The organism is Sphingomonas sp. SORGH_AS_0789, assembly GCF_031453055.1.
Classification (GTDB): domain Bacteria; phylum Pseudomonadota; class Alphaproteobacteria; order Sphingomonadales; family Sphingomonadaceae; genus Sphingomonas.
On sequence record NZ_JAVIYV010000001.1, the window covers coordinates 1,098,932 to 1,121,075 of the forward strand.

The following is a 22,144-nucleotide window of genomic DNA, read 5'->3' on the forward strand; positions in this document are numbered from 1 at the left end:
GCCTCAGAACGGGCTGACGGCCTGGAAGAAACGGCTCAGCCAGCCCTGGCGGCTGGCGCGGGCGACGTCGCCCTTGCCGGTATAGGCGATCTGCGCATCGGCGACGCGGGTCGATTCGACGCGGTTGTCGATGCCGATATCGGCCATGCGGACCAGCCCCTTGATCCGGATGAACTCGTCACCGCGGTTCAGCGTCACGCGCTTCTGCCCCTGGACCAGCATGGTGCCGTTGGGGAACACCTGCGCCACGGTCACGCTGATTTCGCCCGACAGCGAGTTGGACTGGTCGGCCGCGCCCGAACCGTTGAAGTTGCGGCTGCCGCCCATGCCGATATCGGTCGACTTCAGCAGCGAGCCCAGCGGGCCGGTGGTCGGCGGATTGATCCCCAGATCGCCCTTCGAGCCGAGCTTGGAGGTCGCCGACTTGGACGCCGCCGTCCGCTCGACGAGGACGATGGTGAGGGGATCGCCGACCCGGCGCGCGCGCCACCCCTCGTACAGCGCGGCATAGCCGTCGGCCGCCTGGAAGATCGAGCCGTTGGCGGGCTGGACCGGCTGGGCGGGCATGGGCGCGGGGCGGGTGGTGGTGAAATCCTCGACCGGCTGCTTCTTGCCGAAGAGGCTGGCCTGCGCGGGCAACGGCGCGAGCGCGGCGACGACCATCGCGGCGGCCGCCGTCGACAGCGCCAGTTCGATCCAATAGTCGAAACGGGGAAGAGCCAGACGCATCACCGGCCTCACAGATTCTGGTTGGCGTATTGGAGCATCTCGTCGGTCGACTTGATCATCTTCGAGTTGACCTCATAGGCGCGCTGGGTCTCGATCATGTCGACCAGCTCCTCGACGACGTTGACGTTCGACCCTTCGAGCATGCCCTGGCGGATCTGGCCGCGCCCCTCGAGCCCGGCGACGCCCATGCCGACCGCGCCCGAGGCGGCGGTTTCGGTCAGGTAATTGTCGCCCTTGGACTGAAGGCCCGCCGGGTTGGGGAAGGTCGCGACCTGGATCTGGCCGATCTCGGCGGGCGCGACCTGGCCCTGGATGGTGGCCGACACGGTGCCGTCGGAGCCGATGGTGATCTGGGTCGCGCCCTGCGGCACGGTGATGCCCGGCATCACCTGATAGCCCTCGGACGTGACCAGCAGCCCCTCGGCCGAGCGCGAGAAATTGCCCGCGCGGGTATAGCCCAGCGTCCCGCCCGGCATCTGCACCTGGAAGAAGCCCTCGCCGTCGAGCGCCATGTCCAGGCTGTTGTTGGTGGTCTGCATCGACCCTTGCGTGTTGATCCGCGCGGTGCCCTGGATACGCACGCCGGTGCCCAGGTTCAGGCCGGTCGCATATTTGCTCTCGGTCGAGCTGGCCGCGCCCGGCGCGGTGATCGTCTGATAGGCCAGCGTCTCGAACGCGGCGCGATCGCGCTTGAACCCGGTCGTGTTGACGTTGGCCAGGTTGTTCGAGATGACCCGCATGCGCATGTCCTGGGCGTCGAGCCCGGTGCGCGCGATGTGCATGGCGGCGGAAGACATAAATCCTTAATCCTCAGCTCGGCAGCCGCATCAGCGATGCGCTGTTCTCGTCCATCGACTTGGCCTCTTTCATGAGGTTGGCCTGCACCTCGTAGCTGCGCTGGTTCTCGATCATGTCGACCAGCGTCTGGGTCATGTTGACGTTCGACCCTTCGAGCGCGCCAGACTGGACGGTGGCGTCCATGTCCTGCGGCAGCGCCCCGCCGCCCTTGACGCGCAGCAGATTGTCCAGCCCCTTGACCGTCTGGCTGCCGCGCGTGTCGGCCAGCTTCATCCGGTCGATCACCTGCGGCTGGGTGCCGGGCCCCGCGCCCAGCGGCACGATCGACAGCGTGCCGTCGGGCGAGACGCTCATCGAATTATAGGGGGGCACGGTGATCGGGCCGTTCTGGCCGATCACCGGAAAGCCGTCGCCGGTCTGCAGCACGCCCGAGGCCGTGACCTCCAGGTCGCCGCGCCGGGTATAGGCTTCCGACCCGTCGGGAGCCTGCACCGCCAGCCACGCGCTGGAGGTCGCGACCGCGACGTCCAGCGGATTGCCGGTATGCTGGACGGTGCCGGGCTGGCGGTCGGCATCGGTCACTTCCTCGGCGGTGGGCATCCGCGCCTCGAACGCCGCGCCGCCGCCCTTCAGGTCGATGCGGTCGAACACGACCCGGTCCGAACGGAAGCCGATCGTCGAGGCATTGGCCATGTTGTTGGCGATCGCCGACTGCGCCGACATGTGTGCCCGCAGTCCCGTCGCCGCCGTATAGACCAGCTTGTCCATCGCTGCCCCCCGTTACCTGTCCCGTTACCCGGCCCGTTTCGCTTAGCTGCGGATGTTGAAGATGGTCTGCGAAATCTGGCTCGACGTATCGAGCGCCTTGGCGTTCGCCTGGAAATCGCGCTGCGCCGCGATCAGGTTGACCAGCTCCTCGGTGATGTCGACGTTCGACCCCTCGATGGTGCTCGACCGGATCGCGCCATAGGCGCCCTGGTTGGCGGTGCCGAACTTGGCCGCACCGGACTTGCCGGTCGCCTCCCAATAGCTGTTCCCCTCCTGGCGCAGGCCCGGCATGTTGACGAAGGTCGCCACCGCGACCTTGCCCAGCGCGGCGGTCTCGCCGTTGGAGAAGGAGGCGGTCACCAGGCCGTCGTCGCCGACCGACACGCCCGACAACAGACCCACCGACTTGCCGTCCTGGGTGCGCGAGGCGACCGAGAAGATCGAACCCGACTGCGACGAGCCGGTATAGTCGATCGACAGCGGCTGCGACGTGGTCGAGGTGCGCGGGGTGAAATTGTCGAACTTGGTCGCCCCGGTCGGCGACTTCAGGTTGCCGCCCGAATCGAAGGTCATCTTGATCGGGTCCTTCGACCCGCCATTGGTCGTCATCTGCTGATCGCCGACGAAGCTGTAGACCAGCCAGCTGCTGCTGCCGTCCGAGGGCTGGATCGCATTGCCATTCGCATCGACCGGCAACGGCGCGCGGACATAATAGTTGGTCAGCGTCATGGCATTGCCCGCCGTGTCGTAGATCTTGGTCTGGGTCGTGTTGTTGTACGTGCCCATGTTGGTGCGGTCGAACGCGGCGGTCGGCGCGACGGCGGTGCTCGACAGGTTGATGGCCATCGTCACCTTCTTGGTGGCGACCGGCGTGCCGCTGGTCGTGGGCAGCTGGAGGCTGGTCAGGCCGTCATTGCCGAAGGCGGTGACGTTGCCGTCCTTGTCGACCGGGAACACCTGGACGCGGTTGCCCTGCGTGTCGGTGACATAGTTGTTGGTGTCGACCTGGAACGAGCCGTTGCGCGTGTACTGGAGCGTACCCGCGGTGCCGCCCGCCTGCACCGTGAAGAAGCCGTCGCCCGAAATGGCGAGGTCCAGCGCGTTGGAGGTGCTGGTGTAATTGCCCTCCTTGAACTCCTGCCGGTTGGCCTTGACTACGGTGCCCGAGCCGACCTGCTTGAACGGGTCGGTGGCGAAATTGGCGGCCATCACGTCGGCGAATTCGGCGCGGCTCTTCTTGAAGCCGTTGGTGCCGACGTTGGCGAGGTTGTGCGAGATGACCGACATGTCGGTCTGCGAAGCCTGAAGGCCGCTGAGCGAGGTGTAGAAGGACATGGGCTATCTTCCTGGTACGTGAAGGGGGATCAGCCGACGGCGCGGACGGCGGAGAGTTGGACCTGGCCCAGACCGGCGACGGTCAGGACCGGCGAGCCGGTGGAGGGCAGCGAGACGGACTGGACGGGCGCCCAGACCAGCGAGCGGCTGGTGACGGCGGTGCTGCCATTGTTGGCGGACACCGAGATGGTGAAGGGCCCCGATCCGGCGCTCTTGCCGTCGGCGGTCTTGCCGTCCCAGTCATAGCTGGCCGCGCCCGCCTTCTGCGCGCCGAGCGACAGCGTCTTGAGGACCCCGCCACTGGCATCGGCGATGGTCACCGTCACGTTGGACGCCGCGGCATCCAGTTCGACCTGGCCCGCCAGCCCGCCGCTGGTGCGGCCATAGGCGGTCGTGCCCTGGGTCAGCACGGTCTTGCCGACATAGTTCATCGCGGCCGCGGGCGTGGTCCCGGTCAGCTTGTTCGCGAGCGAGGTCAGCGTGGTGTTCATCTCGGAGATGCCCGCCACGCTGGAGAATTGCGCCATCTGGGCGACCATCTGGGTATTGTCCATCGGCGAGAACGGATCCTGGTTCTTCAGCTGCGCGGTCAGCAGCTTCAGGAAATCGGCCTGGCCCAGCGTGGTGGACTTCTTCGCCGCCGTGGTGGTCGAGGAAGAGCCGGTCGACCCGGTTCGCGCGATGCCCAGACTGTCGAGCGTCGACTCGAGCGCGGTGGATGTCATGATCAGCGTCCCAGCTTGAGGGTGTCGAGGATCAGCGACTTGGCCGTCTGCATGACCTCGACATTGTTCTGGTAGGTGCGCGAGGTCTCCATCATGTCGACCAGCTCGCGGGTCTCGTCGACGGCGGCCTCGTAGATATTGCCGTCCTTGTCGGCCAAGGGGTTGTTCGGATCGTGCCGCTTGGCGGGGTCCTCCCCGGCGGTCACGATCTTCTCGACGTCGACGGTGGACAGGCCGGTCGCGGCGTCGAAGCTGGTGCGGAAGACCGGCTTCATCGTCTTGTACGCGGTCTCGGCCGACCCGGCGACGCCGCCCGCATTGGCGAGGTTCGACGCGGTGGTGTTCATCCGCACCAGCTGCGCCGACATGGCGCGGCCCGCGACCTGGAAGATGGAGAGAGGCGTGTCGGCCATCGCTTATTCGCCCTTCAGCGCGCGGGTGATGGTGGAGATGCGGCCGTTCAGGAACGACAGCGTCGTCTGATACTGGACGGCGTTTTCGGCGAAGGCGGTCTGTTCCTGGTTGAGTTCGACCGTGTTGCCGTCGAGCGAGGTCTGGAGCGGCACGCGATACTTCGTCGCGCCGGCGATCCCCTTGCCCTGCCCCTGGTCGGAGCCGCCCTCGATCGCGGCGAGCGCCGCCTTGAAATCGATGTCGCGCGCCTTGAATCCGGGGGTGGAGGCGTTGGCGATGTTCGAGGCCAGCACACCCATGCGCTGCGCCCGGACTTCCAGCGCCGCGCCGTGAATTCCGAAAAGCGTTTCTGCGGCCATCGTTCAACCTCCTTTCCCACGCGGATCATCGCGATAGCCGGGGATACGCAATCACCGTGCCAACCTGTCGAAAGGCGCGGAAAGGCGCGGGGTCGGGCTGGCCCGGCCGCCCGGCCCGCCCGCCCTCCGGCAAGGCGTTGCCGCCTTTTGCCGGTCGGCGGCAACGAAGCGGCAGCATGGTCCTGCCGCCCCGCCCGCGCCGCGCGCGCGGCGCCGACGCGCTCCCCCCACCGGGTGCGACTTTGGCGAATCCGCACAGGCATTTGGCCCGGTCTTTGCGTGGCGGCGCGCATGATAGCCCTTCCACCGCTCCACCAGTTCTTCGACTCCGCGGCGCTCGCCATCGTGCTGGGCGGGACGCTGATCGCGACGCTGTTGCGCACGCCGTGGCGTGACGGGCGGCGCGCGCTCCGGGCGCTGGCCGTGCTGGCGCGAAAGCCCTTCGCCGCCGAGCCGCTGATCGAACAGATCGCGCATCTGTCGCGCGTCGCGCGGCGGCACGGGGTGCTGACGCTCGACCGTTCGGTCGTCACCGACCCCGATCTGGCCGAGGCGATCGCCGCGATCGTCGATGGCGAGGGCCCCGACGCCGTGACCGCGCGGCTCGACCTGGCGCGGCAGGGGCGGATCGAACGCCATGTCGCGGTCGCCGACATCTGGACCGGCGCGGCCGAGGTGGCGCCCGCCATGGGCATGGTCGGCACGCTGATCGGGCTGGCGGCGATGTTCGCGACGATGAACGATCCGCAGCGGATCGGCGGCGCGATGGCGATCGCGCTGCTCGCCACCCTCTATGGCGCGCTGTTCGCCAATCTGGTCGCCCAGCCGATCGCGATGCGGCTGCGTCGCGCCGCGCGGATCGAGGCGTTCGAGCGGACCCGCATCGTCGCCCCGCTCGCCGCCCTGGCCGCGCGCGAGGCCCCGCGCCCCTCGCGCGGATCGACGGCGTCGTCCAAGTCGGGCCCGTCCTCGCCCCCCAGCCTGATGAGCGTGGCATGACCGATCCGGTGTTTCCCGATCCCGTGCCGTCGCGGCCGATCTGGCTGATCACGCTGGCCGACCTTGCCCTGTTGCTGGTCGGCTTCCTCGTCCTCGTCCAGGCGACGGGGGCGGAGCGGCGGCCCGCGCTGCTCAACGGACTGCGTGCGCAGTTCGGCGCCAACACCGATCCCGCGTCGCAGGCGCTCCGCCTGCCCCCCGCCCCGCCGCCCGCCATGCCGGTCGCGACCGCCTCGTTGAGCTTCGCCCCCGGTTCGGCCGAGCCGGTCGATCCCGACCCGCTGCTGGGCCCCTGGGCGCGCGAGGCGCTGGCCGATCCGCGCATCCGCCTGTCGATCACCGGGGCCACCGACGGCAGCGCCGCCGATGTCGATCCCGTCACCCATAGCGCGGTCGTGCTGGCCGCCGATCGCGCCCGCGCCGCCGCCGCGCTGATCGGCCCCGCCGCCGCCGACCGCCTGATCCTTTCCACCGCCGCCAAGCCGGGCCCGCGCATCGCGATGGTCACGCTCGTCTTTGCCGGCGATCCGCCACGGAGACCCTGATGATCCTGTCGCTGCTTCTGGCCGGTGCCGCCGGCTTTCAGGATATTGCCGCGCTCGACGCCGCCGTCACCGCCTTTACCGGCCGCCCCGTCGGGGTGGAGGGGGGCGCCCGGTCGCCGGTCGATGCCAGGCTGAAGCTCAGCCAATGCCCCACCGTCGCGCTATCATGGCGCACCGAGATGCACGACGCGGTGGTCGTCACCTGTTCCAGCCCGCAATGGCGCATCTTCGTGCCGGTGCTGGCCATGCCGAAGCCCGCCGCCGAGCCGCGCCCGATTCCCGTCGCCGCCGCCCGGGTGGAGCCGGTCATCAGACGCGGCGATCCGGTGGTGATCGAGGCGGGATCGAACGGCTTTTCGATCACCCGCGAAGGCGTGGCGATGGCCGATGCCGCGCCCGGCGCGCATTTCCTGGTCCGCATCGATTCGTCCCGCCAGCCGGTCCAGGCGGTCGCGCTGGCCAGCGGTCGCGCCACCCTGCCCGGCTGGGCCGAATAGCGGAATGCCCATGGGCCGGAAAATCGGGGGCGAGAGCGTAAATTCCCCCTAAAGATTCCCCGGATTCGGCCGTTACCCTCCATGTCAGCGGAACCAGAAGGTGCGGACATGGTGGATGTAACAAGGCTGAGTGCCGGGGAAGCGAGGATCGGGCGGATCGCCGCCGTGACGCGTCCCAACGCGCTCGCGGCGAGCACCCAGACCGCTCCGAACCCGGCCAAGGCGGCCAGCGAGACCAGCGGCGTCGGCAATCTGGCGCGCGACCTGGCGGCCCAGCCGCCGGTCGACATGGATCGTGTCGCCCAGATCAAGAAGGCCATCGCCAATGGCGATTTCCCGATCCTGCCGGCGACCATCGCCGACCAGATGATCGCCCTGAAGCTCGACTGGAACGGTAAATGACGCGCCGTGACGCCCTGATCCAGGTCATCGAGGCCCTGCACCGCGAAATCGCGGCGCTGAAGTCGAACGACGTGGTCGCCCTCGAACGCGCCACCTCCGAAAAGCTGGCCGCGATCGAACAGGTCGCCGCGCTGGGCACCGGCCCCGCCGGACCCGAGCTGCGCGAGCTGGCCGACGAGGCCAACCGCCTGAACGAGACCTGCCGCATCTATGTGAACCTGATGGCGGCCAATGTCCGTCGCAAGCTCCAGACCCTGACCGGGGATGCCGGCATGGGCTATCGCCCCGCGATGCGCGCCTACGCCTGATTGCCGCTTGCCGGGCGGCAAGCCGTTGCCGCTTTGCCGCCACGCCCCCTGCCGACCCTGATGGCCGGCCCTGCCGGTCCCCAGCACGAAAGCCCGCTTTGCCGGGCTTTTTTCCTATCCCGCGCCGGATTCGCACCGATCCCCGGCACAGCCGCGGGGAATTGGCACGCCCTTTGCTGAGTAGAGCCCGAACAAGGGCTTTTACCGAACAGCATGACCGTCCAACCCGTCTCTCAAACCAGGATCCAATCGGCCATCGCGCTGGCGTCCAGCCGCACGGGTGTCGATTTCGGCTATCTGCTGGGGCAGGCCAAGCTCGAGTCCGGGCTGAACGCGAATGCCCGTGCGGGGACCTCCTCGGCCTCGGGTCTGTACCAGTTCGTCGAGCAGAGCTGGCTCGCGGTGGTCAAGAAGCACGGCGCCGAGCATGGCCTGGGCTGGGCGGCGGATTCGATCGGCCAGTCGGGCGGACGCTATCATGTGTCGGGCGAGGCGCGCGCCGCCGTCATGGGGCTGCGCAACGATCCCACCGCCGCCTCGCTGATGGCGGCCGAACATGCCTCGGACAACAAGAGCGCGCTGGAGGCGACGCTGGGTCGCGAGGCGGGCGGCACCGACCTGTATATGGCGCATTTCCTGGGCCTGGGCGGCGCGACCAAGTTCCTGAGCACCATGGCGTCGAGCCCGCAGGCGACCGGCGCCGCGCTGTTCCCCGCCGCCGCGCGCGCCAACCGCTCGATCTTCTACGCCGCGAACGGCCAGCCGCGCACGCTCTCCGACATCTATAACCGCTTCGCCGACAAGCTGGCGGGCAGCAGCGCCGACAGCGACGCGACCCGCGCCGCCAACCTGCAATTCGCCGCACAGGCGCTCGCGCTGAAGGGCATGGGCGAGGATGCGACGGTCGTCACCGGCAACAACGAAAGCGCCGCCGACGCCATGGCCTGGGCCAACAGCACGATGAACCGGCTGGGCCTGCGCAACGGATCGGCCAGCATCACCGACAGCGACAGCGTGCTGCGCCCCAAGCCCGACCATGCGCGGCTGGCGTACATGATGCTCGCGAGCATGGGGGGTTAAACGATGGGCAAGCTGTTTTCCGGCGGCCGCACCATGGCCCTTCCCGCGGCGATCCTGCTGCTCGTCCTAGTCATGGTCGTGCCGATCCCGCCCGCGCTGCTCGACATCTTCTTCGTCGCCAATATCGCGATCAGCCTGGCCGTCCTGATGGTCGCGCTGAACGCCGAAAAGCCGCTCGACTTCTCGGCCTTTCCGACCGTCCTCCTGTTCGCCACGCTGTTCCGCCTGGGCCTCAACGTCGCCTCGACCCGTATCGTGCTGGTCCATGGCCATGAGGGCGAGAGCGCGGCGGGCCATGTCATCGAGGCGTTCGGCACCTTCCTGATCGGCGGCGACTATGTCGTGGGCCTCTTCGTCTTCGCGATCCTGATGATCATCAACCTGATCGTCGTGACCAAGGGCGCGGGCCGCGTGTCGGAAGTGTCGGCGCGCTTCACCCTGGACGCGCTGCCCGGCAAGCAGATGGCGATCGACGCCGACCTGAACGCCGGGCTCATCACCCCCGACCAGGCCAAGGCGCGCCGCGTCGAGGTGTCGACCGAGGCCGATTTCTACGGCTCGATGGACGGTTCGTCCAAGTTCGTGAAGGGCGATGCGGTCGCCGCGATGCTGATCCTGGCGGCCAATATCATCGGCGGCCTGATCCTGGGCCCGGTCAGCCACGGCATGGGCGTGGCCGATGCGGCCAAGACCTATATCCTGCTGGCCATCGGCGACGCGCTGGTCGCGCAGCTGCCTTCGCTGATGCTGTCGATCGCCGCCGCCGCCATCGTGACGCGCGTGTCGTCCGACAAGGATCTGGCGGGCCAGATCGGATCGCAGTTCGGCGCGTCCAAGACCTGGATCCCGGTCGCGGTGATCCTGGGCCTGCTCGGCGCGCTGCCCGGCATGCCGCACCTGGTGCTGCTGCCCGCCGCCGCCATTGCCGGCTTCACCGCGTGGAAGCTGCGCCAGATCGAGAAGCGCCCGGTCCCCGTCCCCCCGCCCCCCGCCGCCGAGCCGGTCGATCCCTCGCGCATCGGCTGGGACGAGGTCATCGACGGGATGCAGGTGCATATCGACATCGGCTATGGCCTGGTGCCGCTGGTCGACGAGCGTCGCGGCGCCCCGCTGATGGCGCGCATCACCGGCGTCCGCCGCCAGCTGTCCAAGGAACTGGGCTTCGTCGTGCCGCAGGCGCGGGTCCGCGACGACATCAATCTCGGGCCGTTCAACTACCGCATCCTCATCAACGGCGTCGTCGCTGCCGAGGATCAGGTGTCGCCCGACGAGATGCTGGCGCTCGACACCGGCCAGGCCTTCGGCACGCTGGACGGCAAGCCGGTCCAGGACCCGACCTTCGGCCTGCCCGCGACCTGGATCCTGAAGGGCGACGCCGATGCCGCCACCGGCATGGGCTATCTGGTCGTCGATCCGGGCACCGTCATGGCGACCCATCTGAACCACATTCTGGGCTCCAACGCCGCCGAGCTGCTCGGCCCCGACGAGGTCCAGTCGCTGCTCGACGGGTTGAAGGAACGCGCCGCGCAACTCGCCGCCTCGCTCAGCCCCAACCCCCTGCCGCTCACCACCCTGACCCAGGTTCTCAAGGGCCTTCTTTCGGAGAATATCACCTTGAAGGAGTTCCGCCGCATCGCCAGCGCGATCGCCGTGGCGGCCCAGAAGACGCTCGACGCCGAAGAGATTGTCGAGCTGATCCGGCCGCAGCTGGGCGCGCTCATCATCCAGAAACTGTGCGGGATGCGCGAGCCGCTGCGCGTCATGACGCTGGACGGCCAGCTCGAAGGGCTGCTGGGCCAGGCCATGCGCGCCGACACCGCGCGCCGCCATGTGATCGAGCCCGATCTGGGCCGCCGCATCACCGAGGCGCTGACCCATGCCGCCCAGCCGCTGATCGCCGAGGCCAAGCCGTTCGCGCTGGTCGTCCAGCCGGGTGTGCGGATCGCGATGCGCAAGCTGCTGCGCACCTGCATGCCCGACACGCCGGTCCTGTCCTTCTTCGAGGTGCCCGAGGAGAAGGCGGTCGAGGTCGTCGCCGTGATCGGCGCTCCGCAGGCGCTGGCCGCATGAGCGCGCATCCCCTGAGCGGCGCGTTCGTCAACGCCCAGAGCCTCAACCCGGCGAATTTCGATCCGGCGCTGGCCAACCCCACGGTCGCCGACCGCCCGATCACCTATCGGCCGGTCGTCCGTCGCCCCGGCGGCGACACCGACGCGATCATCCGCCAGCATCTGCCGCTGGTCCGCCGGATCGCGTGGCATGTGCACGGATCCATGTCGAGCCTGATCGAGGTCGAGGATCTGGTCCAGGTCGGGCTGGTCGCGCTGGTCGAGGCCGCCGCCTCGTTCGAGGAGCGCGGGGTCGAGTTCGGCCATTATCTGAAGTCGCGCCTGCGCGGCGCGATGATCGACGAGCTGCGCCGCCAGGCCACCACGACGCGCGGTGCGATGCGCCGCCGCCGCCAGTATAGCGAGGCGGTCACCACCCTGTCGCAGTCCGGCGGCCAGGCCCCGACCGACGAGGCGGTGGCGGAAAAGCTGGGCATCTCGGTCGAGCGGCTGCGCGCCGACTACAAGACGGCCGAGGCGGTGCGGATGGAGGCGATCGACGATGTCTATGCCGACGATCTGCCCTGGTTCGCCGACGACACCCCCGACGCCTTCGAGCAACTGGCCGAGAGCGACCTGCGCGACGCGCTGATCGCCGCCATCTCGGCGCTCCCCGAGCGCGAGGCGATGGTGATCCAGCTTTATTATGTCGAGGAACTCAACCTGGAGGAAATCGGCCAGGTGCTGGGCGTCGGCGCCGCGCGCATCTGCCAGATCAAGAGCGCGGCGCATGCCCGCCTGAAAAAGGCGCTCGCCAGCCAGCGATAAGGCGATTCCTCCCCTGCGAGGGGGAGGAATGGGCCCGCGCCATTTCCGATGGCGCCATCTTCCTCTAAGCGCGTCCCCGATGACCGGGGACGCCGATGTTCGCACGCCATGAACGCCGACTGATCGCACGCTATCTGTGGCCGGGCGCGGGCGGGCGGCTGGTCCTGCTGGTCGCCGCGATCGGATGCACCGGCGTCATGATCGGCGTCGCCGCGCTGGTGCTGGTCATCGCGGTCATGAACGGCGCGCAGACCAGGCTGGCCGACAGCGTCGCGCCGGTCGATGGCCATCTCAGCGTCACCGTCCCCGCCCATGCCGCGATGACCGAGGGCCAGGCCGCCGCCGTCATCGCGCACCTGCCCGGCGTCGCGCGCACCGAGCCGATTCGCGAACTGACCGCCGCGCTGTCGATCGACGGGCGGATCACCCCCATCCAGTTGCAGGGTCGCGACCCGGCGACGCTCGCCCGGCTGGTCCCGACGATGCGATCGGCGCTGGCCCATAGCCCGGACCCGGCGAATGCGGTCGCGATCGGACAGGATGCCGCGCTGCAACTGGGGCTGTTCCCCGGCGATACCATCGCGATCGGCCGGGTCCGGCTCGGCCCCGACCATATGCCGTCGCTCGACCTGTTCGACGCAAGGGTCGCCGCCTTCTATCCCGACGAGGACAAGGGGAGCGACCGGGTGACGGTGTTCGCGCCGCTCGATTCGCTGCCCATCCTGAAGGACGACGCCGCCGTCACCCGCCGGATCGCCGTCGTCCTGAGCGACCCCGCGCGGGAGGCGGCGGTCTCGGCGGCGATCCGCAGGCGCCTGGGCCCCGGCTATCCGATCACCAGCTGGCGGCAGGCGAATCGCGCGCTGCTCGCCGCGCTCGTCACCGAGAAGATCGGGATGACGATCGCGGTCGGGCTGGTGACCCTGGTCGCGCTGTTCAACATCCTGTCGTCGATGACGCTGCTGGCGCGGGCCAAGCGGCGCGAGATCGCGATCCTGCGGACGATGGGCGTGTCGGTGGCGAGCATCGCGCGGATCTTCACGACGGTCGGCAGCATCATCGCACTGACCGGCGCGGGCGTCGGCCTGGCGCTGGCGGCCGGATTGCTGACCCAGCGCGCCGCGATCGTCGCGGCGGTGCGCCATCTGTCCCCGGCGCGGCAGGCGGAATGGGACGTCTTCCTGTCCTTGCCGATCGGAATTTCGCGGACCGAGCTGGCCGCGATCGGCCTGAGCGTGGTGGCGGGGGCGGTGCTGGCCAGCCTCTATCCCGCGTGGCGGGCGGGGCGGACCTCGCCCGCGCTGGTGCTGCGCGCCGATTGAGCGCGGACATGAGTAAACCCCGGCGGCACGGAGGCCGCCGGGGTTTGTCCTGCAAACCGGCCTGGCGAGGGACTCGCGGCCGGTCGGCCCCGTCACCCGAGTGGGGGCGCGGTGCCGGGGCGCTCAGGAACCGGGTGTTACTGGCCGAGCAGCTTGAGCACGCCCTGCTGGGACTGGTTGGCCTGGCTCAGCATCGCGGTCGATGCCTGGCTCAGGATCTGGGCCTTGGCGAGCGCGGTGGTTTCGGCCGAGAAATCGGTGTCCTCGATACGGCTGCGCGCATCGGTCAGGTTGGTGACGTTGGAGGTCAGGTTGTTGACCGCCGACTGGAGCCGGTTCTGCGTGGCGCCGAGGCCCGCGCGGATATTGGCGACCTTGCCGATGGCCGAGTCGAAATTCTCGAGCGTCGCCGTGGACTTCACCGAGCTGTCGGTCGGCGGACTGGCATTCGGATCGCCCAGGACCATGACGTTGGTCATTTCGGTCGCCGTCGTCAGGTCGCTGAAATTCATGGTGATCGCGTCGCTGGTGTTCGCGCCCGCCTGGATCTGGACCGCGCCCGAATTGCCCGCGGTGCCGTTCAGCAGCTTCTGCCCGTTGAACTGGGTGTTGCGAAGGATCGTCGAAACCTGTGCCGCCAGCGCGTTCTGTTCCGAGGTGATGTTCGCCTTGTCGTTGGTCGAATAGATGCCGTTGGCCTTCTGCACCGCCAGTTCGCGCATCCGCTGGAGCATGTTGCTCACTTCCTGGAGCGCACCTTCGGCGGTCTGCGCCATCGAGATGCCGTCATTGGAATTGCGGATGGCCTGGTTCATGCCGCGCACCTGCGCCGACATCGAGGCGGCGATGGCGAGGCCGGCGGCGTCGTCCTTCGCGGAATTGATTCGCTTGCCGGTCGACAGGCGCTCCATCGATACGTTCAGCGCTTCCGATGCGGCGCCATTGGCGCTCGACGCGCGTAACGCCGAAATATTACTGGCGATAACCGTCATGGTCGTTCTCCAAAGCCGGAGCTCTCCGCCGCCCCCAAGGCGAAGGTCGAGCTGCCAAGACGGGTAACGACCGCCTGGGACCAGACTTTAGAGAAAAGAGTCGTTTGGGCGCGTTTTTTCGGGCGGAGCCCCCCGGCACCCTATTATAAGGTACCGGGGGGTCCACCTTCCGCGACCGAGGGGATAACCGCGGTCGGCATTCGCCCAGGGCGTTAGCCGAGGAGCTTCAGCACGCCCTGCTGCGACTGGTTGGCCTGGCTCAGCATCGCGGTGGACGCCTGGCTCAGGATCTGCGCCTTGGCGAGCGCGGTGGTTTCTTCCGAGAAGTCGGTGTCCTGGATGCGGCTGCGCGCTTCGGACAGGTTGGTCATGTTCGACGTCGCGCTGTTGACCGCCGACTGGAGACGGTTCTGGGTGGCACCCAGGCCCGCGCGGATCTTCGACACGTCGGCGATCGCGGCGTCGTAATTGTCCAGCGTGTCCGACTTCAGCGAGGTCGAACCCGAAGCCGGGGCGAAATCGACCACCGCGCTCAGCTTCGAACCCGTGTCGGCCGCGCCGCCGGTACCGGCCGCATAGGTCGCGGTCATGTCGCGCAGGTTGATCGAGACCGTATCGCTGCTGGTCGCGCCGGTCTGGATCGAGACCGTGGAGGCCGCATTGAACAGCGCCGTGCCGTTGAACTTGGTGTTCTTCACGACCGAGCTGATCTGGTCGGCGAGCGTCGTCTGCTCGTTGGTGATGTTCTTCTTGTCGTCGGCCGAATAGGTGCCGTTCGACGACTGGACCTTCAGCTCGCGCATGCGCTGCAGCATGTTGCTGACCTCGTTCAGTGCGCCTTCGGCCGTCTGCGCCATCGAGATGCCGTCATTGGCGTTGCGGATGCCCTGCGCCATGCCCTTGATCTGCGCGGTCATCGAGTTGCTGATCGCCAGACCGGCAGCGTCGTCCTTTGCCGAGTTGATGCGCTGGCCGGTCGACAGGCGCTCCATCGAGCTGCTGAGGGCCAAGGACGCCGAGGTCGACGCGGCGGTAGCACGCAATGCACTGATATTGCTGGCAATAACGGTCATGTGATGTCTCCAAATCTGCTCGGCGATCCGTCTGTGTCCCCTCTGGATCACCGAGCCGCCGAGTGGAGTAACGGCCGCTTTCCGGCAGGCTTTAGCCGGTGGCATGCAAATTTTTGCCGGTTGGCTTGCCGGTTTTGCCGGAACGGTCGCGCGCGCAGCCGGGCGTCGCGGGCACACATACGGGCGCGCGTCGCGCCCGGAAAAAACTTGCCGTTCGCGTTGCCGCATTAACCACGGTTTTACCAAAGAAGGGGCATTGGAGAGTCACGAAAGGACTCAAGCCCGATGTCGTCGATTTTCCCCTCCGCTGCGCTGGTTAAGCAGAAATACGCGCTGATTTCCGCGCTGCGTGCCCAGGGCCTGGCGATCGCCGACTCGGGTGCCGTTCCCCAGGCCGGGGACATGTTCCTGCTGGCCGAGGGCGACCCGGTCGAGCATCCGGCACGCTCGGTCGTCGTCATCGACGGCCCGGTCCCCGCCATCGTCCCGGCAAGCGCCGGCCGCCCCGCCACCGTGACCTATTCGGCGGCCGAGGCGGGCGTGGGCAACAGCTTCGTGCGTGCACTGGTCGCCGGGCCGACCGTGCCGACCGCCGCCGACCCGGAGAGCCTGGCGCTGTTCACGCTGGCCGAGCGCGTCGCCCAGTCGGACATCACCGTCCTCATCAACGGCCCGACCGGCACCGGCAAGGAAGTGGTGGCCCGCGCCATCCACGCCCAGTCGGCCCGCGCGGCCAAGCCCTTCGTCGCGATCAACTGCGCCGCCCTGCCCGAGTCGATGCTGGAAGCACTGCTCTTCGGCCACCAGAAGGGCGCGTTCACCGGCGCGGCGCAGGCGGGCGAAGGCTTTTTCCGCGCGGCGGACGGCGGCACGCTGCTCCTCGACGAGATCGCCGAGATGCCGCTCCAGCTCCAGGCCAAGCTGCTCCGCGTCCTCCAGGAGCGCGAGGTGATCCCGCTCGGCGCGTCGATGCCGCAGTCGGTCGATGTCCGCGTCATCGCCTGCGCCAATCGCGACCTCCAGGCCGAAGTGGCGGCGGGCCGGTTCCGCGCCGACCTCTACTACCGCCTGTCCGTCTTCCCGCTGACCACCAAGGCGCTGGGCGAGCGCCGCATGGACATTCCCGCGCTCGCCGCGACGATGATCCTGCGCCACGCCGCGGGCCGCACCGTGATGCCTTGGCCCAGCACCGCCGCGATCGAGAAGCTGGCGATGCACAACTGGCCCGGCAATGTCCGCGAGCTGGAGAATGTGATCCAGCGCGCGCTGCTCTTCGCGGGCGGTGCGACGATCGAGGCCGAGCATATCGTGTTCGACCGCCCGATGGTCGCCAACGACACCGATGACATGCCGCTGACCGTGACGACCGCGGAAGCCACGCTGGGCAAGGTCGTGCAGATGAGCGAATTCGCCGCGATCCGCGAGATGCTGGCCGCGTGCGGCGGCAACCGGGTCGAGACCGCCAAGCGCCTGGGCATTTCCGAGCGCACGCTTCGCTACCGTCTCGCCAAGGCGCGCGAGCAGGGCGAGGAGATCATCCGCCCCTCTAGCCGGGCCATGATGGCATGAGCGTCGGCGGTGTCGGCGGCGCGATGAGCGTCGACCGGGTGATGGCGCTTCGTGCCCAGATCCTGGAACGCAATCAGGCGCTCAAGGCGGCAAGCCAGGCCGGTGCCAACCAGGCGGCACAGGCCGCCCAGACTCAAGCCCCGGCCGCGCCGGCGACCTTTGCCGACACGCTGGAGTCCGCGCTGAAGGGCGTGAACGAGGGCCAACAACAGGCCGCGCGCCTGTCCGAATCCTACGAACGCGGCGAAACCGTCGACATCGCCAAGGTGATGATGGCCCGCCAGCAGGCGTCGGTCGGGTTCGAGGCGACGCTGCAGGTCCGCAACAAACTCCTGTCCGCCTACAAGGACATCATGAGCATGCCGGTGTAAGATGAGCACTGCCCTCACCCCCGCATCGACCAATCCCGCACCGGCCCTGCCGCCGCTGCCGGAAAAGTTCGCCAACCCGCTTCGCCAGATCAAGTCGGTGATGGCGCAGCCCGCCGTCCGCCGCTCCGCGCCGATGGCGCTGCTGATCGGGCTGATCGCGGCCGCCGCGCTCGCCTGGATGGCGCTGTCCAGCCCGACGCAGAAGACGCTGTTCGAGAATCTGTCGGACGCGGACAAGCAGGCGGTGACGACCGCGCTGTCGGCGGCGAACATCAAGAGCAAGATCAACGACGGCACCGGCGCGCTGACCGTCAACGAAGAGGATTATTCCCGGGCGCGGATGCTGCTGGCGGGTCAGGGGCTGCCGAAACAGGCGCCCGGCGGCTATGCGATCCTCGACCAGCTGCCGATGGGCGTCAGCCGCGCGGTCGAGGGCGAACGGCTTCGCCAGGCGCGCGAGAGCGAACTGGCCCGCTCGATCCAGGAGATCGACGCGGTGGCCGAGGCGCGCGTGCACCTCGCCACGCCCGACGCCTCGCCCTTCATCCGCGACAAGTCCTCGCCCTCGGCCTCGGTGGTGCTCAAGCTGAATGCCGGGCGCTCGCTGTCGGAATCGCAGGTCCAGTCGATCGTCAATCTCGTCGCCTCGTCGGTGCCGGGCATGAAGCCCGAGGATGTGACCGTGGTCGACCAGATGGGCGGCCTGTTGTCCAAGAAGGGCGCCGACGGCGCGACCGGCGACGATCGTCGGATCGATTTCCAGCGCCGCATGGAAGAGAAATACCGCACCCAGCTGATCCAGCTGCTGACCCCGCTGGTCGGCGCGGGCAATTTCACGGCCGAGGTGCAGGCCGACGTCAATCTGGACGAGACCAGCGCCACGAGCGAGCGTTACGACAAGGACGGCGCGCTGCGGGCCGAAACCGGCAACTGGACCGGCAACCAGAAAGACCCGACCACCCCCGGCGGCATCCCCGGCGCGCTGTCCAACACGCCGCCGCCCGCCAGCACGCTGCAACAACCGCAGCCCGCGAACGGCGCGAGCGGCGCGCCGCCCGCCGATGGCAAGCCGGTCGCCGGTGGTCCCGGCCTCAATCCGGAAAAACAGTCCGACGCCTTCCAGCGCGCCTATGACCTGAACAAGGAGGTTTCGGTGACGCGGGCCACGCCGGGTTCGATCAAGCGGCTGACCGTCGCGGTCCTGCTGCGCGATCCCGCCACCGGCAAGCGCAGCCAGATGGAGATCACCCAGATTTCCGACCTGGTGAAGTCGGCGGTCGGCTTCGACCAGCAGCGCAACGACAATGTCACCGTCATCAGCCGCAAGTTCGCCGACGCCAGCCTGGACGACAAGCGCGCCTGGTACGACAATAGCTGGCTGCCGATCGTCGCCCGCAACGCCACCGCGTTGGTCATCGCGCTCTTGGTCCTGCTGCTGGGCGTGCGTCCGCTGGTCAAGGCGATGACCCGCAAGAAGGCGGAGGCCGAGGCGGCCAAGGCGCTGCCCATGGGCGCCGCCGACGGCGCGGGCGCGGGCGAGGGTGTCGGCGAAGTGCTGATGGGCGCCGATGGCCAGCCGGTGATCGGCCCCAACGGCGAACCCGTGCGGATCGGCCCCAACGGCCAGCCGGTGTGGGTCGGCGCGGACGGCCAGCCCCTGCCCGGCATGATCGGCACGCAGCCGCCCGCCGTGACGCTCGACGAGATCGAGGACACGAACAATTTCAACGAGCGCATCACCAAGGTGCGCGGCTTCACCCGTGACAATCCGGCGCGCGCCGCGCTGGCCGTCCGCGACATGATCCGTTCGGAGGCGCAGCAATAATGGCCTCTGCCGAAGAAGGGCGCGTCTATTCGGGTGTCGAGCGCGCCGCGGTCCTGATGATGCTGGTGGGCGAGGAAGAAGCCGCCGCGATCCTCCAGAAGCTGGAGCCCGACGAGGTCCGCGAACTGGGCAAGGCGATGTATTCGATCGCCGATGTCAGCGAGCAGGATGTCGGCTTCGTCCTGGACGATTTCGTCGGCTGTGCCCGCGCCCGCGCCTCGATCGCGTTCCAGCCCAAGCCGATCGTCGAGAATCTGATGAACCGCGCACTCGGCCCCGAACGCGCCGGCAGCGTGCTGTCGCGCATCGTGCCCACCGAGGCGCAGTGCGAGATCGAGATGCTCGGCTGGCTCGATCCCGTCGACATCGCCAAGATCGTCGAGAAGGAACATCCGCAGATCGGCGCGGTCCTGATCGCCAATTGCGATCCCGCCGTCGCGGGCAAGGTGCTGGAACTGCTTCCCGAGACGATGCAGCCCGACATCCTCCACCGCGTCGCGCGGCTGGGCCCGGTGACGCCGCAGGCGATCGACACGCTGAACGAGATCCTCAAGCGCTGGAGCGAGGGCAGCGGCGGCGGCCAGGGCCTGGCGCTGGGCGGTTCGCGCGAGGCGGCCAAGATCCTGTCGAGCGCGCGCAAGGCGACCGAGCAGCGGGTCATGCCCAAGCTGTTCAAGATCGACCGCGACGTCGCCAAGCAGATCGAGGAGGCACTGTTCATCTTCGAGAACCTGCTCGACATGGACGACAAGAATCTGGGCACGCTCATCCGCAACGTCGATGGCGAAATCCTCACCCGCGCGCTCAAGGGCGCGGAAGAGGCCGCCCGCGAACGCTTCCTGGGCTGCATGTCGGCGCGGGCGGCGGCGGGTATCCGCGACGAGATCGAGTCGCGCGGACCGATGAAGCTGTCCGAGGTGCTCGAGGCGCAGAAGGCGATGATCACCGTCGCGCGCAATCTCGCCAAGGAAGGCACGATCATGATGGGCGGAGGCGAGGACGACTATGTCTGATTTCGTCGCGGGTTTCTCCGCACGCCAGAATGCCGCCGCGGCCGCACTGCACCAGGCCTTCGCCCCGCCGGGCGGCTTCGCGCCGTCCAACATGGCGGGACTGGGCATCGACCTGGGTTCGGGGCCGATCTCCTTCCGGCCGCAGGGACCGGCGGGCACGGGCGGGGGCCAGACCGGCGGCGCGCGCCGGCAGGCCGAGGGGCAACCGCGTCACTTCCACCCCGCCAATCGCGACCAGGACCCGACCGAGGGCTGGGACCCGTTCGCGGCGTGCGAGGACGCGGCGGCCCCTGCAATCGATCCGATCACCGCCGCGCACGACGCCGGTCATGCCGAGGGCTATGCCGCCGGGCTGGCCGCCGCCGCCGCGCAGTTCCAGGCGCGGGCCGAGGCCGAGGCGCGCGACGGCCGGATGGTCGATGCGATCGCGCAGGCGCTGTCCTCGCGCGTCGACCGGTCGATGATGGCCGAACAGCTGCGCCAGACCGTCCTCGCCCTGGTCGGCAAGCTGGTGGGCGAAATCGGCGTCGATGCCGACCGGCTGACCGGCCGGATCGAGGCCGCGATCGACCTGCTCGCCGATACGCAGGAAGCCGCGATGCTGCGCGTCCATCCGGACGATGTCGCACTGCTCGAAGGCCGCCTGCCCCAGACCGTCTTCCCGGTCGGCGACCCCGCCGTGGAGCGCGGCGGCTTCGTCCTCGAAAGCGCGTCCACCATCGTCGAGGACGGCCCCTCGCTGTGGCTCGACCAGCTTTCCGCCGCGATCGACAAGGTGCCCGTTCCCCAATGCTGAACCGTTTCACCGCCGATTATCTCGATACGCTGGCCCAGGCCGAGTTCGCGCCGCGTCCCGTGGTGGCGGGGCGGCTGGCCTCCTATGACGGGTTGCTGATGGAGGCGGTCGGCCTCTCGCTGCCGGTCGGCACGGTCTGCGCGATCGGCGAGAAGGGCGGATCATGCGTCGAAGCCGAGGTGATCGGCTTCCGCAACGGCCGCACGCTGATGATGAATCTGGGCGGCCCCGCGCCCCTGCTCCCGCGCGCGCCGGTGCGCCCGCTCGGCCCTCCGGGCGAGGCGGAAGTGGGCGCGGCGATGCTCGGCCGCGTGGTCGACGGATCGGGCAAGCCGATCGACGGCCTGGGCCCCATTCGCGGCGCGGGCCGCTGGCCGCTGGCGGGCCGGATGCAGTCGCCGCTCGACCGGGGCCGCGTGCTGGAGCCGATGGATGTCGGCGTGCGCGCGATCAACGGTCTGCTGACCATCGGCCAGGGCCAGCGCGTCGGCATCATGGCGGGATCGGGCGTCGGCAAGTCGGTGCTGCTGGGCATGATGGTCCGCGCCGCGCGAGCCGACGTCATCGTCATCGGCCTGATCGGCGAGCGCAGCCGCGAGGTTGCCGACTTCCTGGAAACCAAGGTCGCCGGTGAAGCCCGCGCGCGCTCGGTGGTGGTCGCGGTGCCCGCCAACCATTCGCCGGTGCTGCGTATTCGCGGCGCATTGCGGGCGACCGCCATTGCCGAGGCGTTCCGCGCCGAGGGCAAGAAGGTCCTCCTCATCATGGATTCGCTGACCCGCGTCGCGCATGCCGGTCGCGAGATCGGGCTGGCGCTGGGCGAACCCGCCTCGGCGCGCGGCTATCCGCCCTCGGCCATCGCGATGCTGCCCAATCTGATCGAGCGGGCGGGCGCCGATGCGCACGGGCCGGGATCGATCACCGCCATCTACACCGTGCTGGCGGACGGCGACGACGGCAATGACCCGGTGGTCGACTCGGCGCGCTCGATCCTGGACGGGCATATCGTGCTCAACCGCCATCTTGCCGAGCGCGGCGTCTATCCCGCGATCGACATCGGCCCCTCGGTCAGCCGCGTGATGACCGACATCGTCGGCAAGCCCCATGCCCAGGCCGCGCGGACGCTGCGTCGTCATCTGGCGACCTATGAGGAAAACCGCGATCTCGTCCTGATGGGCGCCTATCGCGCCGGCGCCGATCCCGCGATCGACGCCGCCATCGCCTGCCATCCGGCGGTGATGGAGTATATCCGGCAGGACGCCGACGAGGTCGTGCCACTCGACCATGCGGTCGAGGAACTGGTGGGCATTTTCGGCCAGCCGCTCGGCTGAGCCCGGTAAAGGGGGAC

General features: G+C 68.8%; 24 protein-coding genes. 15 read left to right on the forward strand and 9 right to left on the reverse strand.

Features of this window, described 5'->3' with window-relative positions:
• Positions 1 to 3: 3 nt before the first annotated feature.
• The 7 genes from QE360_RS05065 to flgB all read right to left on the reverse strand — a co-directional run bounded on the left by QE360_RS05065 (position 4) and on the right by flgB (position 5,128).
• Positions 4 to 663 carry a flagellar basal body L-ring protein FlgH gene (locus QE360_RS05065; protein ID WP_307104708.1) on the reverse strand — a complete coding sequence of 220 codons (660 nt, stop codon included), beginning with the start codon at positions 661 to 663 and terminating at the stop codon, positions 4 to 6.
• A 74-nt stretch (positions 664 to 737) separates the two neighbouring features.
• Positions 738 to 1,526 (reverse strand): flagellar basal-body rod protein FlgG, encoded by a 789-nt coding sequence (gene flgG, locus QE360_RS05070; protein WP_309691588.1) that lies wholly within the window; start codon positions 1,524 to 1,526, stop codon positions 738 to 740.
• 13 nt (positions 1,527 to 1,539) lie between these two features.
• Positions 1,540 to 2,295 carry a flagellar basal body rod protein FlgF gene (locus QE360_RS05075; protein ID WP_309691587.1) on the reverse strand — a complete coding sequence of 252 codons (756 nt, stop codon included), beginning with the start codon at positions 2,293 to 2,295 and terminating at the stop codon, positions 1,540 to 1,542.
• Between the two features lie 42 nt (positions 2,296 to 2,337).
• Positions 2,338 to 3,630, reverse strand: coding sequence for a flagellar hook protein FlgE (locus QE360_RS05080; RefSeq protein WP_309699783.1), 1,293 nt, complete (start codon positions 3,628 to 3,630; stop codon positions 2,338 to 2,340).
• A 29-nt stretch (positions 3,631 to 3,659) separates the two neighbouring features.
• Complete coding sequence (locus QE360_RS05085) at positions 3,660 to 4,355, reverse strand: flagellar hook assembly protein FlgD (protein WP_309699786.1); 696 nt, start codon at positions 4,353 to 4,355, stop codon at positions 3,660 to 3,662.
• 2 nt (positions 4,356 to 4,357) lie between these two features.
• Complete coding sequence (gene flgC, locus QE360_RS05090) at positions 4,358 to 4,768, reverse strand: flagellar basal body rod protein FlgC (protein ID WP_307102145.1); 411 nt, start codon at positions 4,766 to 4,768, stop codon at positions 4,358 to 4,360.
• A 3-nt stretch (positions 4,769 to 4,771) separates the two neighbouring features.
• Positions 4,772 to 5,128, reverse strand: coding sequence for a flagellar basal body rod protein FlgB (flgB, locus tag QE360_RS05095; protein ID WP_307102142.1), 357 nt, complete (start codon positions 5,126 to 5,128; stop codon positions 4,772 to 4,774).
• A 291-nt stretch (positions 5,129 to 5,419) separates the two neighbouring features.
• On the opposite strand from flgB, the gene QE360_RS05100 reads away from it, so the two are divergent.
• The 9 genes from QE360_RS05100 to QE360_RS05140 all read left to right on the forward strand — a co-directional run bounded on the left by QE360_RS05100 (position 5,420) and on the right by QE360_RS05140 (position 13,157).
• Positions 5,420 to 6,127, forward strand: coding sequence for a MotA/TolQ/ExbB proton channel family protein (locus QE360_RS05100; RefSeq protein WP_309699788.1), 708 nt, complete (start codon positions 5,420 to 5,422; stop codon positions 6,125 to 6,127).
• Positions 6,124 to 6,672, forward strand: coding sequence for a flagellar motor protein MotB (locus QE360_RS05105; RefSeq protein WP_309699790.1), 549 nt, complete (start codon positions 6,124 to 6,126; stop codon positions 6,670 to 6,672). Before QE360_RS05100 ends, QE360_RS05105 begins: the two co-directional genes overlap by 4 nt.
• Positions 6,672 to 7,169, forward strand: coding sequence for a flagella basal body P-ring formation protein FlgA (locus QE360_RS05110; protein WP_309699793.1), 498 nt, complete (start codon positions 6,672 to 6,674; stop codon positions 7,167 to 7,169). Before QE360_RS05105 ends, QE360_RS05110 begins: the two co-directional genes overlap by 1 nt.
• Before the next feature lie 108 nt (positions 7,170 to 7,277).
• The gene (flgM, locus tag QE360_RS05115) at positions 7,278 to 7,571 is read left to right on the forward strand and encodes a flagellar biosynthesis anti-sigma factor FlgM (protein WP_307102133.1); all 294 of its coding nucleotides are present in this window, start codon (positions 7,278 to 7,280) and stop codon (positions 7,569 to 7,571) included.
• Positions 7,568 to 7,879 (forward strand): flagellar protein FlgN, encoded by a 312-nt coding sequence (locus QE360_RS05120; RefSeq protein WP_307102131.1) that lies wholly within the window; start codon positions 7,568 to 7,570, stop codon positions 7,877 to 7,879. The genes flgM and QE360_RS05120 overlap by 4 nt, the downstream gene beginning before the upstream one ends.
• A 213-nt stretch (positions 7,880 to 8,092) precedes the next feature.
• On the forward strand, positions 8,093 to 8,959 hold the full coding sequence (locus tag QE360_RS05125; RefSeq protein ID WP_309699795.1) for a lytic transglycosylase domain-containing protein: 867 nt from the start codon (positions 8,093 to 8,095) through the stop codon (positions 8,957 to 8,959).
• 3 nt (positions 8,960 to 8,962) lie between these two features.
• A complete protein-coding gene (flhA, locus tag QE360_RS05130; RefSeq protein ID WP_309699798.1) occupies positions 8,963 to 11,029 on the forward strand; it encodes a flagellar biosynthesis protein FlhA in 2,067 nt (688 codons plus the stop codon).
• Positions 11,026 to 11,835, forward strand: coding sequence for an RNA polymerase sigma factor FliA (locus QE360_RS05135; RefSeq protein ID WP_309699801.1), 810 nt, complete (start codon positions 11,026 to 11,028; stop codon positions 11,833 to 11,835). The genes flhA and QE360_RS05135 overlap by 4 nt, the downstream gene beginning before the upstream one ends.
• A gap of 95 nt (positions 11,836 to 11,930) precedes the next feature.
• Positions 11,931 to 13,157, forward strand: a complete 1,227-nt coding sequence (locus QE360_RS05140; protein WP_309699803.1) for an ABC transporter permease — start codon at positions 11,931 to 11,933, stop codon at positions 13,155 to 13,157.
• Between the two features lie 137 nt (positions 13,158 to 13,294).
• On the opposite strand, the gene QE360_RS05145 is transcribed toward QE360_RS05140, so the two are convergent.
• Both QE360_RS05145 and QE360_RS05150 read right to left on the reverse strand, forming a co-directional pair.
• Complete coding sequence (locus QE360_RS05145; RefSeq protein WP_307102121.1) at positions 13,295 to 14,149, reverse strand: flagellin; 855 nt, start codon at positions 14,147 to 14,149, stop codon at positions 13,295 to 13,297.
• A gap of 212 nt (positions 14,150 to 14,361) precedes the next feature.
• Positions 14,362 to 15,222 carry a flagellin gene (locus QE360_RS05150; protein ID WP_309699807.1) on the reverse strand — a complete coding sequence of 287 codons (861 nt, stop codon included), beginning with the start codon at positions 15,220 to 15,222 and terminating at the stop codon, positions 14,362 to 14,364.
• Positions 15,223 to 15,507: 285 nt separating this feature from the next.
• On the opposite strand from QE360_RS05150, the gene QE360_RS05155 reads away from it, so the two are divergent.
• Genes QE360_RS05155 through QE360_RS05180 form a run of 6 tightly spaced genes read left to right on the forward strand, consistent with a single transcriptional unit; the run spans position 15,508 to position 22,127 of the window.
• Positions 15,508 to 16,791, forward strand: a complete 1,284-nt coding sequence (locus QE360_RS05155; RefSeq protein WP_309699809.1) for a sigma-54 dependent transcriptional regulator — start codon at positions 15,508 to 15,510, stop codon at positions 16,789 to 16,791.
• Positions 16,788 to 17,162: a flagellar hook-basal body complex protein FliE gene (fliE, locus tag QE360_RS05160; RefSeq protein WP_307102113.1), complete on the forward strand. Its 375-nt coding sequence runs from the start codon at positions 16,788 to 16,790 to the stop codon at positions 17,160 to 17,162. Before QE360_RS05155 ends, fliE begins: the two co-directional genes overlap by 4 nt.
• A 1-nt stretch (position 17,163) precedes the next feature.
• A complete protein-coding gene (gene fliF, locus QE360_RS05165; RefSeq protein ID WP_309699811.1) occupies positions 17,164 to 18,987 on the forward strand; it encodes a flagellar basal-body MS-ring/collar protein FliF in 1,824 nt (607 codons plus the stop codon).
• Positions 18,987 to 20,000 (forward strand): flagellar motor switch protein FliG, encoded by a 1,014-nt coding sequence (gene fliG / locus QE360_RS05170; protein ID WP_309699813.1) that lies wholly within the window; start codon positions 18,987 to 18,989, stop codon positions 19,998 to 20,000. The genes fliF and fliG overlap by 1 nt, the downstream gene beginning before the upstream one ends.
• Positions 19,993 to 20,796, forward strand: a complete 804-nt coding sequence (locus QE360_RS05175; RefSeq protein ID WP_309699815.1) for a FliH/SctL family protein — start codon at positions 19,993 to 19,995, stop codon at positions 20,794 to 20,796. Before fliG ends, QE360_RS05175 begins: the two co-directional genes overlap by 8 nt.
• Positions 20,790 to 22,127 (forward strand): FliI/YscN family ATPase, encoded by a 1,338-nt coding sequence (locus tag QE360_RS05180; protein ID WP_309699816.1) that lies wholly within the window; start codon positions 20,790 to 20,792, stop codon positions 22,125 to 22,127. Before QE360_RS05175 ends, QE360_RS05180 begins: the two co-directional genes overlap by 7 nt.
• The last annotated feature ends 17 nt before the right edge of the window (positions 22,128 to 22,144 follow it).